Source organism: Ancylobacter polymorphus (genome assembly GCF_030813495.1).
Classification (GTDB): domain Bacteria; phylum Pseudomonadota; class Alphaproteobacteria; order Rhizobiales; family Xanthobacteraceae; genus Ancylobacter; species Ancylobacter polymorphus.
In genome coordinates, this window is sequence record NZ_JAUSUI010000002.1 from 485,986 (window position 1) to 500,839 (window position 14,854).

The following is a 14,854-nucleotide window of genomic DNA, read 5'->3' on the forward strand; positions in this document are numbered from 1 at the left end:
TTGGCGCTCACAGGAGGGCAACATCATGAACCGCAATGGCATCCATCATGTGACGGCGATCGCCGGCAATGCGCGCCGCAACGTTGAATTCTACACGAAGACGCTCGGCCTGCGGCTGGTGAAGAAGACCGTCAATTTCGACGATCCCGGCACCTACCACTTCTATTATGGCGACGAAGCCGGTTCGCCCGGCACTATCCTCACCTTCTTCCCCTGGGATCATGTCGCCCCGGGCCGCGTCGGCATCGGTGAGACGCAGGAGACCGCGTTCCGTGTGCCCGCCGGCTCCATCGGTTACTGGACGCAACGCTTCGTTGAGAAGGGCGTGGCGCATAGCGCGCCGGTGAAGCGCTTCGGCGAAACCGTTCTGGCGTTCAAGGACCCGCACGGCACCCGTCTGGCGCTGGTCGGCGTCGCCGGGGCCGAGAACGAGCCTGCCTGGCTCGGCACCGACGTTCCCGCCGAGAACGCCCTTCGCGGCTTTCACAGCGTGAACCTTCTGCTGGCCGAGGCGGCCCCCACCGGGGCGATCCTCACCGACGTGTTCGGCTTCACGGAGATCGGCCGCGAGGGCACGCTGGTGCGCTTCAAGGCCGAAGGGACGGACATCGGCGGCATTGTCGATATCCACGAGGCCGGCGGTTTCCTGCCCGCCCGCATGGGCGGCGGCTCGGTGCACCACATCGCCTTCCGCGCTGCCGACGACGCGGCCGAGTTCGCCATGGTGAAGAAGCTGAACGAGAACCATGGCATCGCCACTACGGAGCAGAAGGACCGCAACTATTTCCGGTCCGTCTATTTCCGCGAGCCCGGCCATGTGCTGTTCGAGATCGCTACCGACATTCCCGGCTTCGCGGCCGACGAGCCGGCGGCGACCCTGGGCGAGGCGCTGAAGCTGCCGGGCTTCCTTGAGCGCCGCCGCAGCCAGATCGAGGCCGTACTGCCCGAGATCGCCTGAACGAAGTGGCGCCGCCCCGGCGGGCGGCGTCCCCTTTCCATCCCTGACGAGGAGGCCGTCATGACCGACGCCGCGCTTTCCTTCGTGCATCGTTATGAGCCCGCCCGCGAGGCGGGTGTCGCTCCGCTTCTGCTGCTGCACGGCACTGGCGGCGACGAGAACGACCTTGTCTCGCTCGGAGGCATGATCGCGCCGGGCGCCGCGCTGCTCTCGCCGCGCGGCAAGGTGCTGGAGGGCGGCATGCCGCGCTTCTTCCGCCGCCTGCGCGAGGGCGTGTTCGACGAGGACGATGTGCGCGCTCGCGCCGCCGAACTCGCCGGCTTCATCGCGGAGGCGCGCGCCGCCTATGGCCTTGCCGCGCCGGTTGCGGTCGGCTTTTCCAACGGCGCCAACATTGCCGCCGCGCTGCTGCTGACCCAGCCGGACGTGCTGGCCGGTGCGGTGCTGATGCGCGCCATGGTACCCCTGGCCGTGCCGCCCCCGGCCGATCTCGCCGGGCGCCGCGTGTTGCTGCTCTCCGGCGCGATGGACCCGATCGTGCCGGAAGAGAACGCTGCCCGCCTCGCCGGCCAGCTGCGCACGGCTGGCGCGGCGCTCGACCACCGCACCCTCCCGGCCGGTCACGGGCTCTCCCAGGCCGACCTGACGCTTGCCCGCGACTTTCTGCGGGCTCCGGCGCGAACGGCTGCCTGACGACCCGCCATCCCCGGCGGAACCGGATGCCTCCCGGCGCATTGCTGCCACGGCACGGGTGTTTCACACTTGTGCCGTGGCGCTGGCCGTGCGGGAGGTGAGGATGCGTTGGGAGGATTTCCGCCGGAGCGGCAATGTCGAGGACCGGCGCGGAGGCGGTTTTGGTGGTGGCGGCGGCATGGGCCGGGGAGGCCTCGGCATTGGCGGGCTGATCATTGTCGGCCTCATCGCCTGGGCCACCGGCATCAACCCGGCCGTGCTGATCGGCGGCGCTGAAATCCTGCTCGGCGACGGCAGCCCGTCCAGCCAGACCTCTCCCCAGCGCCAGGGTGCGCCCCCGCGCAGCCTCAGCGCCGAGGACCGGAAGCTCGGCGATTTCGCCGCCGTGGTGCTCGCACAGACCGAGGATGTGTGGAAACCGATCTTCAGGGGCGAGGGGGCGACCTATCGCGAGCCCGGCATGGTGCTGTTCACCGGCGCCACGCGCTCGGCCTGCGGCGCGGCAGATGCCGCCGTCGGCCCGTTTTATTGCCCACGCGACCAGAAGGTCTATCTCGACACCTCTTTCTTCAAGGATCTGAAGCGGCGCTTCAACGCGCCGGGCGATTTCGCCGCCGCCTATGTCATCGCCCATGAGGTCGGCCATCACGTGGAGAACCAGATCGGCCTCTTGGAAAAAGTGCAGGCCCGCCAGCGCCAGGCCTCGCGGTCGGAAGCCAACGCCCTGTCCGTTCGGGTCGAACTTATGGCCGATTGTCTCGCCGGCCTGTGGGCGCATCATGCCGATGCGCAGTGGCGCATTCTCGAAGACGGCGATATCGAAGAGGCGATGAACGCGGCCGCCGCCATTGGCGACGACCGGCTGCAGAAGCAGGCGCAGGGCTATGTCGTGCCCGACAGCTTCACCCATGGCACCTCCGCCCAGCGGGTGAAATGGTTCCGGCAGGGCCTCGCCAAAGGTTCGCTGGCGCAGTGCAACACCTTCAAGGGCTCGATCTGAGAGAGACGATGACCGACCAGACGCCGTTCGTGCCGCTTGCCATCGCGGTGCTCACCATTTCCGACACCCGCACGCTGGCCGAAGACCGCTCCGGCAACACCCTTGCCGAGCGGGTGGGGACGGCGGGTCACCGGCTCGCCGACCGCGCCATCGTGCCGGACGATGTGGAGACGATCCGCGCGAAGGTGGCGGGCTGGATCGCCGATCCCGCCATCGATGTTGTCATCACCACCGGCGGCACCGGCTTTACCGGCCGCGACGTGACGCCGGAAGCGGTTGAGCCGCTGTTCGAGAAACGGATGGAAGGCTTCTCGACCGTGTTCCACATGGTCTCCTTCGGCAAGATCGGCACCTCGACCCTGCAGAGCCGCGCCACAGCCGGCGTCGCCAATTCCACCTATGTGTTCTGCCTGCCGGGCTCCCCGGGCGCCTGCCGTGACGGATGGGACGAGATTCTGGTCCACCAGCTCGACATCCGGCACAAGCCCTGCAATTTCGTCGAGATTCTTCCGCGCCTTGATGAGCATTTGAAGCGCGGCAAGCTGCGCGCGCCGGTCGGTCCGACGGGCTAAGCTTCAGCCTTCTTCCGGCAGCAGGATCTGCGAGCGCAGCAGAACGAGCCGCTTGCGGCCCACGCGGGAGAGCAGGCGGCGATTGGCGTTGGGTCCCGGCGTATGCCCGCCGAGCGTCTCGTAGAGACGGCGGTGCAGCAGCAGGCCCTGTTCCGGGCGTGCGCGCCCGGTGAGCGCGTGACGCAGCATTGCCGCCGCCTCCCTCACCCGTGGCGAGATGCCGAAACCGTCCAGCGCCAGCCGGAAGGTCGCCGCCCGGCGCTCGGCGGCGCCGGTGCGCTCGATCTGGTCAGTGAAGTTGCGCACCTCGCGCGCCCAGCCTTCCTGCAACAGGCCGCTCGGTTCGAGGAACAGCAGCCAGGAGCCGCGTGCCGCCGCCGCGCCTTGGCGCAGCCTTGCGCCGGTGTCGGCCGGGCCGGCGAGATATTCGCAGCCGGCGGCGTCGGCGATTTCCGCCACATCCGGCGCATTGCCCGAATCGACCAGCAGCACCTCCCGTACCAGCCCGGCGGCAGCGCCCGGCACCAGCGAGGAAAGGGTGGGAATCAGCCGCTTGGCGCCCGCACTTGTGGGAATGACGACCGAGATCACGCCGTGGCCACCCTTGAAGGATCCGGGTCTGGGAACGGCCGGGGAGGCGCCCCGAGCCTGAGGGGAAAGAGCTTTTCCTGCCTAACCCACGCTTCGGCGCCCGTACAGTCCGGCCGTCGCAATTCGGTCAATGTTCTTGATATGTTCTCAATGCTGGCGTAAAGAACAGTCTCCGCGAGAGGCCCCGACATGCAACGCTCCGTCCCCGATCGCCCTTCCGGCCCGGCCGCGCCGCCCGCCGCTCCTCGCCATCTTGGACGGCTGGCGCAGCAGCGCCGCGATGTCCGCGCGCAGGAGCGGGCGGAGGCGGCGCGCGACCTCACCGGCCTGTCCGACATGGACGCCGTGGCGCCCTCGCCGATGCCTGACTGGCTGGTGGAGGGTGAGCGGCGGCGCGGGCGGGGAGCGCTCTCCAATCCGGCCGGGCGCTTTGAGCCGCACAGCCGCGAGCGCTTCGACGATGGCTGGCAGGAACTGGACGACCTGCCGGCCTTCCGCACCAGCGTGACGGTGGAGAAGCCGCGCACCATCATCAACCGCAACGATTCGCCCGATGTCGGGTTCGACCGCTCGATCAACCCTTATCGCGGCTGCGAACATGGCTGCGTCTATTGTTTCGCACGGCCGACCCACGCCTATCAGGGCCTGTCCGCCGGGCTCGACTTCGAGACGAAGCTGTTCGCCAAGCCCGACGCGCCGGAGCTGTTGGCCAAGGAACTGTCGAAGCCCGGCTATGAGCCGCGCACCATCGCGCTCGGCATCAACACCGATGGCTATCAACCGATCGAGCGCGAGTGGCGGTTGACCCGCCGTATTCTCGAAGTGCTGCGCGATTTCGGCCATCCCGTCGGTATCGTCACCAAATCGGCGCTGGTGGTGCGCGACCTCGATATTCTGGGGCCGATGGCGGAGAAGGGGCTGGCGAAGGTGGCGCTGTCCATCACCACGCTCGACCCCAAGCTGGCGCGCCTGATGGAGCCGCGCGCGGCGACGCCGTCGCGGCGTCTGGACACGCTGCGCCGGCTTTCCGACGCCGGCGTGCCGACCGCCGTGCTGGTGGCGCCGGTGATACCCGCCGTCACCGATGCCGAGATGGAGCGCATTCTCGATGCGGCGGCGGCGGCCGGCGCGTCGGAAGCCGGCTATGTCATGTTGCGTGTGCCGCTGGAAATCCGCGACCTGTTCCGCGAATGGCTGCTCACCCATTTCCCCGACCGCTACCGCCATGTGCTGTCGCTGCTGAAGGAACTGCATGGCGGGCGGGAATATGATTCCACCTTCGGCCAGCGCATGACCGGCACCGGCCCCTATGCGTGGACGCTGGCCCGCCGCTTCGAGATCGCGGTGGAGAGGCTGGGTCTGAACCGTCGCCCGACGCGCCTCTCGACCCGTCATTTCACCCGCCCGCCGCAGAAGGGCGAGCAATTGTCACTGTTCGGAGAAGGCGCATGAGCGGGAATATGGGGATGAATCCGGGCGTGCTGGAAGCGCCTGGGGCTGACGACGGTGTTCCGTTGTCCGAGCCGAAAGGCATGGCGCGTGTCATGCCGCCACTGCAGCTCTCGCTGGTGACGCTGGGCGTCGCGGATCTGAAGCGCGCCGTCGCCTTCTATGAGGCGCTGGGCCTTGTGCGACGCGTGAAGGAAGCCACCGGGGCGGCCTTTTTCGATGCCGGCGGCGTGGTGCTATCGCTCTATCCCCGCGTGGAACTCGCCGCTGATGCCGGCGTGGTCGCAGGCCGTCCCGGGGCGTTCGGCGGCATCGCACTCGCCTGCAACCGGGCGAGCCGATCGGAGGTGGACACGACTCTGATCCGCGCCGTGGCGGCGGGCGGGCGGCCGCTGCGTCCGGCGCAGCCGACCTTTTGGGGCGGCTATTCCGGCTATGTCGCCGACCCCGACGGCCACCCCTGGGAGATCGCCCACAATCCCGGCTTTCCCTTCGATGCGGCCGGCCGCATCGTTCTGCCGGACTGAGCCGGCAGCGCGCTCATGTAGGGTCCGCATCGACGGGGCGGCCGGCGTGTCGCTCCGGCGGCACCGAGCCGGGAGAGGCCGGGCGGGCTACCGCCCGTGAGGTTCAGTTGCCGCCGAGCAGCGGGGCAAGTTCCTTGTCGAGCTGCTCCGGGCTCATCGCGCCCGACACCTTCTTGCCGTTGATGAAGAAGGTCGGGGTCGAGTCGATACCGAGCTCGGCGCCGCGCTTGGCGACCTCGTCGATCTGGCCGGCCAGCTTGGTGTCGTTGAGGCAGGCGTTGAACTGTTCTTCGGTCATGCCGCTCTGCTTGGCGATGGCAAGCAGTGCCTGCGCCGGATTGTTCGAGAACGCCCAGTTCTTCTGGGTTTCGAACAGCGTGTCGGTCATCGGGTAATATTTGCCCTCGCCGCCGCAGCGCGCCAGCATGAACGCCGCCTTGGCGACGATGTCGAGCGGGAATTCGCGCAGGATGAAGCGCACCTTGCCGGTGTCGATATATTTCTCCTTGAGCACCGGGTAGGTCGTCTCGTGGAAATGCGCGCAGTGACCGCAGGTCATCGAGGCATATTCGACGATGGTCACCGGCGCGTCGGCCTTGCCCAGCACCTGGTCGGGCAGGGCGCCGGGCGCCATCAGTTTGGCTGTGTCGACCGTCTGCGCCTCCGCGCGCCCGATCAGGCTTCCGGCGAGGGTACCGAAGGCGGCAAGGGAGAGGGCGAGGGTGCCAACACCTTCGAGGAAGCGACGGCGGTCGATCATTGTCGGTCTCCAGAAGCAGCCGGACATGTCCGCCGGCCTGAATGTCTGTGCGTAGGCCCGCGCCTTGCGCCCTTCTTCTAGCGCGTACAGCCAGGGCGGCGTCATGGCAACGGGGGGGTGCCGGCGCACGCCTCACCGCTGCGTGAAGCCCCGTCCCGTGCCCCGCTTCTCCCGCGTCACCAGCGCGCCGAGCCGGGCGAGGGCGGTGGCGAGCGCGTCGTCCTCGAAGGAGCCGGCGGTCGCGGCGATTCGCTGCCGGGCGGCGCCGCATTCGGCCGCGTCCGGCTCCTGGAAGCGGAAGCGCGGGCGCGGACGCGGCACCGGGCCCTGCTTCAGCGCCAGCCGGCCGATGCAGCGCCAGCCGAAATAGCGGTTGACCCGGTCGATGACGACCGGCGCGTCGTGCTGCAATTCGATGGCGAAGCCGCCTTCCACGCGTATATGCAGCACGCCGGGCTCGCCGCTGTCCGGTCGTGACGGCCAGGCGAGCTTGATCGGCACCGCCCGCGCCGCCAGCGCGTCGCCGACAATATCGGCCCAGCGGGTGACGATCTCCACCGAAGCGAGGCCGCGCCGGCGGCAGCATTCGGCAATGGCGCCGTCGATCAGGTCGGCGAGAGGACGGGTGTGGGAGCGCGGGGCCATCTCAACTCATGTCTTGCCCGGCGCGGCCGAAGCGGCCACGGTGCGGGCGTTCTGCCTGAGGATCGCATGCCCGCCGCCGCCAATCCAGCCGCCCCCGCCGCCGCGTCCGCCGCTGCCCTTGCCGTTCCCGATCCCGGCGCGCTGCTCGCCTGGTATGACCGGCATCGTCGGCGCCTTCCCTGGCGCGCGGCGCCCGGCACGCAGCAGGACCCCTACCGGGTGTTCCTCTCCGAGATCATGCTGCAGCAGACCACCGTCGTGACGGTCGCGCCATACTACGCGAACTTCCTGCGCCGCTGGCCGACGGTCGCCGCGCTGGCGGCGGCGCCGCTGGAGGAGGTGCTCTCCGCCTGGGCGGGGCTTGGCTATTATGCCCGTGCCCGCAATCTTCATGCCTGCGCCAGAGCCGTGGTCGAGCACCATGGCGGCCAGTTCCCATCCGAGGAGGCGGCGCTTCTCGCCCTGCCGGGCATAGGCCCCTACACGGCGGCGGCGATTGCCGCCATTGCCTTCGAGCGCCGCGCCGCGCCGGTCGACGGCAATTGGGAGCGGGTGGTGTCCCGCCTTTTCGCGGTTGAAGAGGCGCTGCCCAAGGCGCGCGCCCGGCTGCGCCCGCTGGCGGTCAGCCTGCTGCCGGCCGCGCGCCATGGCGATTTCGCCCAAGCGATGATGGACCTCGGCGCCACGATCTGCACGCCGCGCAAGCCGGCCTGCGCACTTTGCCCGTGGCAGAGCCGCTGTGCCGCCCGCGCCGGCGGCGCGCCGGAGCGTTATCCCGTGAAAGCCGCGAAGGCCGCGCGGCCGACCCGCCAGGGCGTGGCCTTCCTCGCCGTGCGGGCGGATGGTGCTGTGCTGGTGCGCTCGCGGCCGCCGAAAGGCCTGCTGGGCGGGATGAGCGAGGTGCCGTCGACGCCTTGGGAGCCCGGCGGCGTCGCCCTTCCCGCGGCGCATGCTCCGGTCAAGGCGTCGTGGACGGCGCTCAACGCCACCGTCACCCATGTGTTCAGCCATTTCGCGCTGGAACTGCAACTCTGGCGGGCGGACCTGCCGGCCGGCCAGCCCGCGCCGGCGGGCCATCGCTGGGTCGCGCCGCAGGGTTTCGATGCCGAGGCGTTTCCGTCGGTCATGCGCAAGATTCTGGCCCATGCCGGCTCGACACCGGCGCCGGCGAGATAGGATTACGCCGGTGTGAATGAACCTTTGCGCTCCGGGATCGTTGTTCCTGCAAGCCGCACGAGCGGATCAAAACAGGAGATGACGACCATGGGTAGCACGATGGACAAGACCAAGGGGATGGGCAACGAGGCCATGGGCAATGTGAAGCAGGGCGTCGGCAAGGCGACCGGCTCCGAGCGTCTTCAGGCCGAAGGCAAGGTGCAGGAACTTAAGGGTGAGGCCCAGCAGGCCAAGGGCGAGATCAAGGAATCGGTGAAGAAGGCCGGCAATCTCTGAACCGCACACCTTTAATGCCAAGGCCGCCCGGATGGGCGGCCTTTTTGTTTGTGTCCAGGATGGGAAGAGCCGCCTATTCCGCCGCCATTGCCATTTCCGAGCGGACGACCGCGCGCAGCGAATCGATGGGGCGCAGCCCTTCGCGGGTGGCGATGTGCCAATAGGTCCAGCCATTGCAGGCCTCGATGCCCTGCGCAATCGCACCGGCACGGTGGATGGAGCCGATCTGCCCCAGCCCCGGCGCCGTCTCCAGCGACAGCGTGCCGTCGGCCCGTACCAGCGCGCGGACCTTCGCCTTGGCGTCGGTCAGCAGCGTGCCGGGGGCCAGCAGGCCCCGTTCCACCAGCGCGTTGAAAGCGATGCGCGGCGCCTCGCGCGCCGTCGGTGCCGGCACCAGAGCGAGATCGGGCAGCGGCTCCACCGCGTCGATTCGCGCCTGCGCGGCGTCGGCATAGGTGGAATCGCGCTCGATGCCGACGAAATGCCGGCCCAGCCGCTTGGCTACCGCCGCCGTCGTGCCCGAGCCGAGGAAGGGATCGAGCACCACATCGCCCGGCTTGGACGCGGAGAGGATGACGCGGGCGAGCAGCGCCTCCGGCTTCTGCGTCGGATGAACCTTGTGCCCGGTCTCATCCTTCAGCCGCTCATGGCCCGAGCAGATCGGGAACAGCCAGTCGGAGCGCATCTGCACATCCTCATTGGCCGCCTTCAGCGCCTCGTAATTGAACGTGTAGCCCTTGGCGCCCGGCTCTCGGGCCGCCCAGATCAGCGTCTCATGCGCATTGGTGAAGCGCCGGCCGCGGAAATTCGGCATCGGGTTGGTCTTGCGCCAGACGATGTCGTTGAGAATCCAGAAATCGAGGTCCTGCAGCAGCGACCCGACCCGGAAGATGTTGTGATAGGAGCCGATCACCCACAGCGTGCCTGTGGGCTTGAGCACCCGGCGCACCGCCAGCAGCCAGGCGCGGGTGAAGGCGTCATAAGCCTCGAAACTGTCGAACTTGTCCCAGGCATCGTCGACTGCGTCGACCCGACTGTCGTCGGGCCGCTTCAGTTCGCCCTGAAGCTGGAGATTATAGGGTGGATCGGCGAAGACGAGATCGACCGACGCGGCGGGAAGCCGCGACAAAGCGGCGACGCAATCGCCGCGGATGATGCTGTCGAGGGGCAGCTGGGAGGGCAGGCCAGCGGAACGGGCAATGCCGGATCGGGGAGCCCTTTGGGCCTCCCCGTTGCGAACGACCTTCATGAACGCTCTACCCTACTCGTACAGGACGCAACGGAACTCGTGTATCCACAATCTCCGCCGGACAGGGTAAAGACCGGGTAAAGCGATGCCGCCAAAAGTGCATTCATCGAAGCCGGGCGCCGGGGCATCCGCGGCGACGGCCTCGCATCCCATCGGCGCGACCCCGCAGCGCTGGCATGGCGACCGCCTGCTCGGCCGCTCGCTGCGCTTCACCGTGACGGTCATGGCGCCGATGGCGGCCGGGCTGGCGCTGCACCAGAACTACTGGGTCGGCTATGCCCTCCTCACCTGCATTCTCGGCTTCACGCTCGATACGGGCGGCTCGGCCCGTCACCGCGCGGTGCTGTTCGCCGTGGCCGGGGCCGTGATACTCGCTGGCGCCACGCTTGGTAGCGGCGTTGCGGGCCACGTCTGGTTGACGGCGACGGCGCTGGTCGTGACCGCCGCGCTCTATGCGCTGGTGGAGGCGGTGCATCCGAGCGCCGCCTTCGCGGCACGTTTCTTCTGTCTTGCCACCGCAATCGCCGCGCTCGACGTGCCGTTTCAGCCCGGCGATATCGGCGTGGTGGCCGTGTTCTCGCTCTATGCGTGGCTGGTCTCGGTGGGATGGGATGTGACGACCGGACTGTGGCGGCCCTCGACCGCGCCGACGCTGGCCGCGATCCTCGCCCATGTCAGGGATACGCAGCAGGAGCGGCTGCTTTTCGCCGGCATCGTCGCGCTGGCCGTGGCGTTCGCCTTCATGACGGGGCGGCTGCTCGGCCTGCCGCATCCGCATTGGGCGGTGTTCGCGGTGGTGATCGTGCTGCGCGACGACACCCAGTTCAGCCGCCGCATGATGATCGATCTGGTGCTGGGCACGGTGCTCGGCGCGGGGGCAGCGGTTGTCTATGGCGGGCTGGTGACCTCCCCCGCCGGGCTCATGGTCGGGCTCACCCTTGCCGCCCTGGTGCGCTGGCCGGGGCAGAATCTGCACGGTGCGCTGGGCATGGCGGCGATGGCGGCCTTTGTCATCCTGCTGCTGCAGCTGGTGGGCACATTGATGCATGTGCCTATGCACGCGGCAGGGGATCGCGTGGCCGACATCACGCTCGGCTGTGCCTTCGCACTGGCAGCGCTGGTGATCAATGCGCGCCTGCGCCGCTGGCGCGGCTGGGAGGAGGCGTGACCGCAGCGGGCGCCGCGCCGGCCCGAGGCGCGAAATAGCCAGCAAACCGCAACATGTCGTGGATCGGGCGCGCTCCGCCACTTGAACTTGTGGCCGGCGGCCGGCACCTTAGGCCCATGAAATTCACCCGCCTGCGTCTCACCGGCTTCAAGACCTTCGTCGAGCCGACCGAAATGCTGATCGAGCCCGGCCTTACTGGCATTGTGGGCCCGAATGGCTGCGGCAAGTCCAATCTTGTTGAGGCCATGCGCTGGGTGATGGGCGAGAGCTCCTACAAGGCGATGCGTGCCGAAGGGATGGACGACGTCATCTTCGGCGGCTCCACCACGCGCCCGGCGCGCAATACCGCCGAGGTGGTGCTGGTGGTCGATAATGGCGACCGCTCGGCCCCGGCCGTGTTCAACGATGCGGACATGCTGGAAATTTCCCGCCGCATCGAGCGCGAGGCGGGTTCCTCCTACCGTATCAACGGGCGCGAGGCGCGCGCCCGCGACGTGCAGATCCTGTTCGCCGACGCCTCTTCCGGCTCGCGTTCGCCTTCCATGGTACGGCAGGGGCAGATCGGCGAAATCGTCGGCGCCAAGCCCACCGCCCGGCGCCGCCTGCTGGAAGAAGCCGCCGGCGTCGCCGGCCTGCATGCGCGCCGGCACGAGGCGGAAATGCGCCTGCGGGCGGCGGAAACCAATCTGACGCGGCTTGAGGACGTCATCGGCCAGATTTCCGGCCAGCTCGACGCGCTGCGCCGCCAGTCGCGGCAGGCCTCGCGCTACCGGGTGCTCTCCGCCGATATACGCAAGGCCGAAGCCGCACTGCTGTGGTTACGCTGGCTGGAGGCGGAGGCAGGGCTCGGGGAAGCGAGCCGGGCGCTTGATCTCGCCGTGCGCGAAGTTGCCGCCCGGACCGTGCAGCAGGGCGAAGCCGCCCGCGCCGCCGCCGTGGCCGCGCACGGCATTCCCGCTCTGCGCGAGGCCGATGCGGCGGCCGCCGCCGCGCTTCAGCGGCTGACCCTTGCCCGTGGCGAACTCGACCGTGAAGAAGCGCGGGCCGGAGCCCGCCGGGAGGAATTGGACCGCCGCCTCGCTCAACTCGGCGGCGACATGGAGCGCGAGCGGGCACTGGAACAGGACGCGGGCGAGATGCTGGAGCGCCTCGCCCAGGAGGCCGAGGAACTCGCCATCGCCCAGGAGCAGGCGGCGCAGCTGGAAGACGAGGCGCTGGCCCGCAATGGCGAGGCGGTGGCGCGTCTTGCGGAATCCGAGCGCGCCTTTGCCGATGCGACGGCTGCCAATGCTGAAGCGACCGCGCGGCGCGGGGCGATGGAACGCGCGCTGCGCGAGGCAGGCGAGCGCCTGTCGCGGCTCGACCGCGATGTAGACGTGCTGGCGGGCCAGAAGCGGCAGCTGGAATCCCATGTCGATGCCGCCCGCCTCGACGAGCGTCGCGAGCGTGCCGAAGCGGCGCAGGACGCCTTCGCAGCCGCCGAGGCGGCGGCGCAGGAGGCCGAGAACGCCCATGCGGTGGCCCGCGCCGCGCTCGACCAGGCCCGCCGTCCGCTCACAGAGGCGGAACGGGCGGCCCAACGGCTTGATACGGAAGCGCGCACCCTCGCCAAGCTGCTGGATGTCGGCACGCCGCGGCGTTGGTCGCCGGTGCTCGACTTCATCGAGGTGGCACGGGGCTATGAGGCCGCGCTTGGCGCCGCGCTCGGCGATGATCTCGATGCACCCTCCGACAGCGAGGCGCCGGTGCACTGGACTCTGGTCGCCCCCCTCGGCGACGCGCCGCTGCCCGAGGGCGCCGAGCCGCTTGCCGACCATGTGGTCGCACCCAAGGTGCTCGCCCGCCGGCTGGGCCAGATCGGCGTGGTCGATCGCAATGACGGCCCGCGCCTCGCCGTCCAGCTAAAGGCCGGACAACGCCTCGTCTCCCGCGAGGGCGACCTGTGGCGCTGGGACGGCCTCGTTGCCGCCGCCGACGCGCCCACCGCCGCAGCCCGGCGGCTGGCGGAGCGCAATCGCCTCGCCGATATCGAAGCGCAGCTTGAAGGCGCCCGTCTTGAAGTGACGCGGCATCGCCGCGGCCTGGAGGCGGCGGAGGCCGCGCTGCGCGCCGCCGGTGCCCGCGAAAACGCCGCCCGCGAAGCCCGCCGCGCGAGCCTGCGGGCGATGGAGGGTGCACGGGACGAACTTGCCCGTGCCGAACGCGCCGCCGCCGAGCAGTCAGCCCGGCTCGCCGCGCTCGGTACCAATCTGGCGCGGCTGCAGGAAGAGCGCGAGATTGCCGCGATAGCGCTGGAGGAAGCGCGCGCCGATATGGCCGACCAGCCTCCACCGGCGCAAGGCGAGGCGCAACTGGCGGAGATTCGCGCCCGCGTCGCTCAGGACCGCGCGGTGCTGGCGGAAACGCGCGTGCGCGCGGATGCGCTGGTGCGCGAGCGTGACCAGCGTCTGCGGCGCCTCGCGCTCATCGCCCAGGAGCGTGCCTCCTGGGAAGCGCGGGCCGGCGGCACGGGCGCGCGCGTTGCCGCGCTCGAGGCGCGCCTCGCGGAAGCTGCCCATGAGCGCGAGGAACTGGACGATGCGCCCGTGCGCTTCGCCGCCCGCCGGCGCGCTCTGCTCGACGAGATTGCCCGCGCGGAAGCGGCGCGCCGCGAGGCGGCCGACCGGCTGGCGAGCGCCGAATCGCTGCAGGTGGAGGGCGACAAGCTCGCCCGTGCCACGCTCGACGCGCTGGCCGCCGCGCGCGAGGAAAGCGCCCGTGCCGAGGCGCGGGTCGAGGCGGCGCGCCAGCGCCGGGAGGCGCTTGCGCGTGAGATGGCGGAGGCGCTCGACGGCCCGCCTGAGACCGCCCGCGAGATCGCCGGCTTCGCACCCGATAGCCCGATGCCGGTGCTGGCGGAGCTGGAAACCGAACTCGGCCGGTTGAGGGCCGACCGCGAGCGGCTCGGCGCGGTGAATCTGCGCGCCGAAGAGGAACTGGCCGAGATCGAGACCCAGCAGAAGGGCCTCACCGGCGAGCGCGACGATCTCACCGAAGCGATAAAGCGGCTGCGCCAGGGCATTTACAGCCTCAACCGCGAGGCGCGCGAGCGGCTGCAGGCCAGTTTCAATGTCGTCGACGGGCATTTCCGCCAACTCTTCACCACGCTTTTCGGCGGCGGCGAGGCGCAACTGGTGCTCACCGATTCGGACGATCCGCTGGAAGCTGGCCTCGACATCATTGCCAAGCCGCCTGGCAAGAAGCCGCAATCGCTCTCGCTGTTGTCCGGCGGCGAACAGGCGCTGACCGCGATGGCGCTGATCTTCGCCGTGTTCCTCACCAATCCTGCGCCGATTTGCGTGCTGGACGAGGTAGATGCGCCACTCGACGATTCCAACGTCGAGCGCTTCTGCAATTTGCTCGACGAGATGCGCCGCCTCACCGAGACGCGCTTCGTCACCATCACCCACAACCCCATCACCATGAGCCGGATGAACCGGCTGTTCGGCGTCACCATGGCCGAGCGCGGGGTCTCCAAGCTGGTCTCCGTCGACCTTGCGACCGCAGAGCGCTTCCTTGAGGCGAGTTGATCGCGCCATACGCGGCTCGGGTACGGGTAATTTCGGATGCACAGCTGGCATGCCAAAAACATGGCTGCCCCCTTCCCTTGGTGCGGGAAGCGATCGAAACGCCTGCGACAGAGCGTCCACACTTTGCTTTTGTCATTGTTTTGCAATGACTTAAAAGATGCGATCACATCCTTGACACCCCTAGGGGCGAACACTATGGTGCGCCCGTCTTCGGGGTCGGG

At 69.2% G+C, this 14,854-nt stretch carries 14 protein-coding genes; 10 read left to right on the forward strand and 4 right to left on the reverse strand.

What is annotated here, in order from left to right:
- Nucleotides 1-25 precede the first annotated feature (25 nt).
- The 4 genes from J2S75_RS06505 to moaB all read left to right on the forward strand — a co-directional run bounded on the left by J2S75_RS06505 (nt 26) and on the right by moaB (nt 3,223).
- The gene (locus tag J2S75_RS06505) at nt 26-958 is read left to right on the forward strand and encodes a ring-cleaving dioxygenase (protein WP_307018991.1); all 933 of its coding nucleotides are present in this window, start codon (nt 26-28) and stop codon (nt 956-958) included.
- A gap of 60 nt (nt 959-1,018) precedes the next feature.
- Nucleotides 1,019-1,651, forward strand: a complete 633-nt coding sequence (locus tag J2S75_RS06510; RefSeq protein WP_307018992.1) for an alpha/beta hydrolase — start codon at nt 1,019-1,021, stop codon at nt 1,649-1,651.
- 103 nt (nt 1,652-1,754) lie between these two features.
- Entirely contained in the window at nt 1,755-2,651 is an 897-nt protein-coding gene (gene ypfJ, locus J2S75_RS06515; protein WP_307018993.1) for a KPN_02809 family neutral zinc metallopeptidase, read from the forward strand.
- Between the two features lie 8 nt (nt 2,652-2,659).
- Nucleotides 2,660-3,223 carry a molybdenum cofactor biosynthesis protein B gene (gene moaB / locus J2S75_RS06520; RefSeq protein WP_307018994.1) on the forward strand — a complete coding sequence of 188 codons (564 nt, stop codon included), beginning with the start codon at nt 2,660-2,662 and terminating at the stop codon, nt 3,221-3,223.
- A 3-nt stretch (nt 3,224-3,226) separates the two neighbouring features.
- Here the strand turns inward: moaB and J2S75_RS06525 are convergent, their stop codons facing one another.
- Nucleotides 3,227-3,814, reverse strand: coding sequence for a glycosyltransferase (locus J2S75_RS06525; RefSeq protein WP_307018995.1), 588 nt, complete (start codon nt 3,812-3,814; stop codon nt 3,227-3,229).
- Between the two features lie 336 nt (nt 3,815-4,150).
- On the opposite strand from J2S75_RS06525, the gene J2S75_RS06530 reads away from it, so the two are divergent.
- Nucleotides 4,151-5,266 carry a PA0069 family radical SAM protein gene (locus J2S75_RS06530; protein WP_307019164.1) on the forward strand — a complete coding sequence of 372 codons (1,116 nt, stop codon included), beginning with the start codon at nt 4,151-4,153 and terminating at the stop codon, nt 5,264-5,266.
- 80 nt (nt 5,267-5,346) lie between these two features.
- On the forward strand, nt 5,347-5,790 hold the full coding sequence (locus J2S75_RS06535; RefSeq protein ID WP_370874098.1) for a VOC family protein: 444 nt from the start codon (nt 5,347-5,349) through the stop codon (nt 5,788-5,790).
- Nucleotides 5,791-5,893: 103 nt separating this feature from the next.
- Here J2S75_RS06535 and J2S75_RS06540 read toward each other — a convergent pair whose 3' ends face one another.
- Nucleotides 5,894-6,550: a DsbA family protein gene (locus J2S75_RS06540; protein ID WP_244379285.1), complete on the reverse strand. Its 657-nt coding sequence runs from the start codon at nt 6,548-6,550 to the stop codon at nt 5,894-5,896.
- Nucleotides 6,551-6,682: 132 nt separating this feature from the next.
- Nucleotides 6,683-7,195 carry a DUF721 domain-containing protein gene (locus tag J2S75_RS06545; protein WP_307018996.1) on the reverse strand — a complete coding sequence of 171 codons (513 nt, stop codon included), beginning with the start codon at nt 7,193-7,195 and terminating at the stop codon, nt 6,683-6,685.
- 66 nt (nt 7,196-7,261) lie between these two features.
- Here J2S75_RS06545 and mutY point away from each other — a divergent pair, with 66 nt between their 5' ends.
- Entirely contained in the window at nt 7,262-8,371 is a 1,110-nt protein-coding gene (gene mutY, locus J2S75_RS06550) for an A/G-specific adenine glycosylase (RefSeq protein WP_307018997.1), read from the forward strand.
- Between the two features lie 87 nt (nt 8,372-8,458).
- Nucleotides 8,459-8,647, forward strand: coding sequence for a CsbD family protein (locus J2S75_RS06555; protein ID WP_307018998.1), 189 nt, complete (start codon nt 8,459-8,461; stop codon nt 8,645-8,647).
- Nucleotides 8,648-8,720: 73 nt separating this feature from the next.
- Here J2S75_RS06555 and J2S75_RS06560 read toward each other — a convergent pair whose 3' ends face one another.
- Nucleotides 8,721-9,896 carry a site-specific DNA-methyltransferase gene (locus J2S75_RS06560; RefSeq protein WP_307018999.1) on the reverse strand — a complete coding sequence of 392 codons (1,176 nt, stop codon included), beginning with the start codon at nt 9,894-9,896 and terminating at the stop codon, nt 8,721-8,723.
- A 97-nt stretch (nt 9,897-9,993) separates the two neighbouring features.
- Between J2S75_RS06560 and J2S75_RS06565 the strand changes: the two genes are divergently transcribed.
- Together J2S75_RS06565 and smc are read left to right on the forward strand one after the other, a co-directional pair.
- On the forward strand, nt 9,994-11,064 hold the full coding sequence (locus tag J2S75_RS06565; RefSeq protein ID WP_307019000.1) for an FUSC family protein: 1,071 nt from the start codon (nt 9,994-9,996) through the stop codon (nt 11,062-11,064).
- Nucleotides 11,065-11,180: 116 nt separating this feature from the next.
- Nucleotides 11,181-14,633: a chromosome segregation protein SMC gene (gene smc / locus J2S75_RS06570; protein ID WP_307019001.1), complete on the forward strand. Its 3,453-nt coding sequence runs from the start codon at nt 11,181-11,183 to the stop codon at nt 14,631-14,633.
- The last annotated feature ends 221 nt before the right edge of the window (nt 14,634-14,854 follow it).

Excerpts from the sequence above, each read along its gene's own strand:
- J2S75_RS06560 (WP_307018999.1), bottom strand. The coding sequence starts at position 9,896 with ATGAAGGTCGTTCGCAACGGGGAGGCCCAAAGGGCTCCCCGATCCGGC.
- moaB (WP_307018994.1), top strand. The coding sequence starts at position 2,660 with ATGACCGACCAGACGCCGTTCGTGCCGCTTGCCATCGCGGTGCTCACC.
- J2S75_RS06510 (WP_307018992.1), top strand. The coding sequence starts at position 1,019 with ATGACCGACGCCGCGCTTTCCTTCGTGCATCGTTATGAGCCCGCCCGC.
- J2S75_RS06545 (WP_307018996.1), bottom strand. The coding sequence starts at position 7,195 with ATGGCCCCGCGCTCCCACACCCGTCCTCTCGCCGACCTGATCGACGGC.
- J2S75_RS06555 (WP_307018998.1), top strand. The coding sequence starts at position 8,459 with ATGGGTAGCACGATGGACAAGACCAAGGGGATGGGCAACGAGGCCATG.
- J2S75_RS06535 (WP_370874098.1), top strand. The coding sequence starts at position 5,347 with ATGGCGCGTGTCATGCCGCCACTGCAGCTCTCGCTGGTGACGCTGGGC.
- J2S75_RS06530 (WP_307019164.1), top strand. The coding sequence starts at position 4,151 with ATGGACGCCGTGGCGCCCTCGCCGATGCCTGACTGGCTGGTGGAGGGT.
- mutY (WP_307018997.1), top strand. The coding sequence starts at position 7,262 with ATGCCCGCCGCCGCCAATCCAGCCGCCCCCGCCGCCGCGTCCGCCGCT.
- J2S75_RS06540 (WP_244379285.1), bottom strand. The coding sequence starts at position 6,550 with ATGATCGACCGCCGTCGCTTCCTCGAAGGTGTTGGCACCCTCGCCCTC.
- smc (WP_307019001.1), top strand. The coding sequence starts at position 11,181 with ATGAAATTCACCCGCCTGCGTCTCACCGGCTTCAAGACCTTCGTCGAG.
- ypfJ (WP_307018993.1), top strand. The coding sequence starts at position 1,755 with ATGCGTTGGGAGGATTTCCGCCGGAGCGGCAATGTCGAGGACCGGCGC.
- J2S75_RS06505 (WP_307018991.1), top strand. The coding sequence starts at position 26 with ATGAACCGCAATGGCATCCATCATGTGACGGCGATCGCCGGCAATGCG.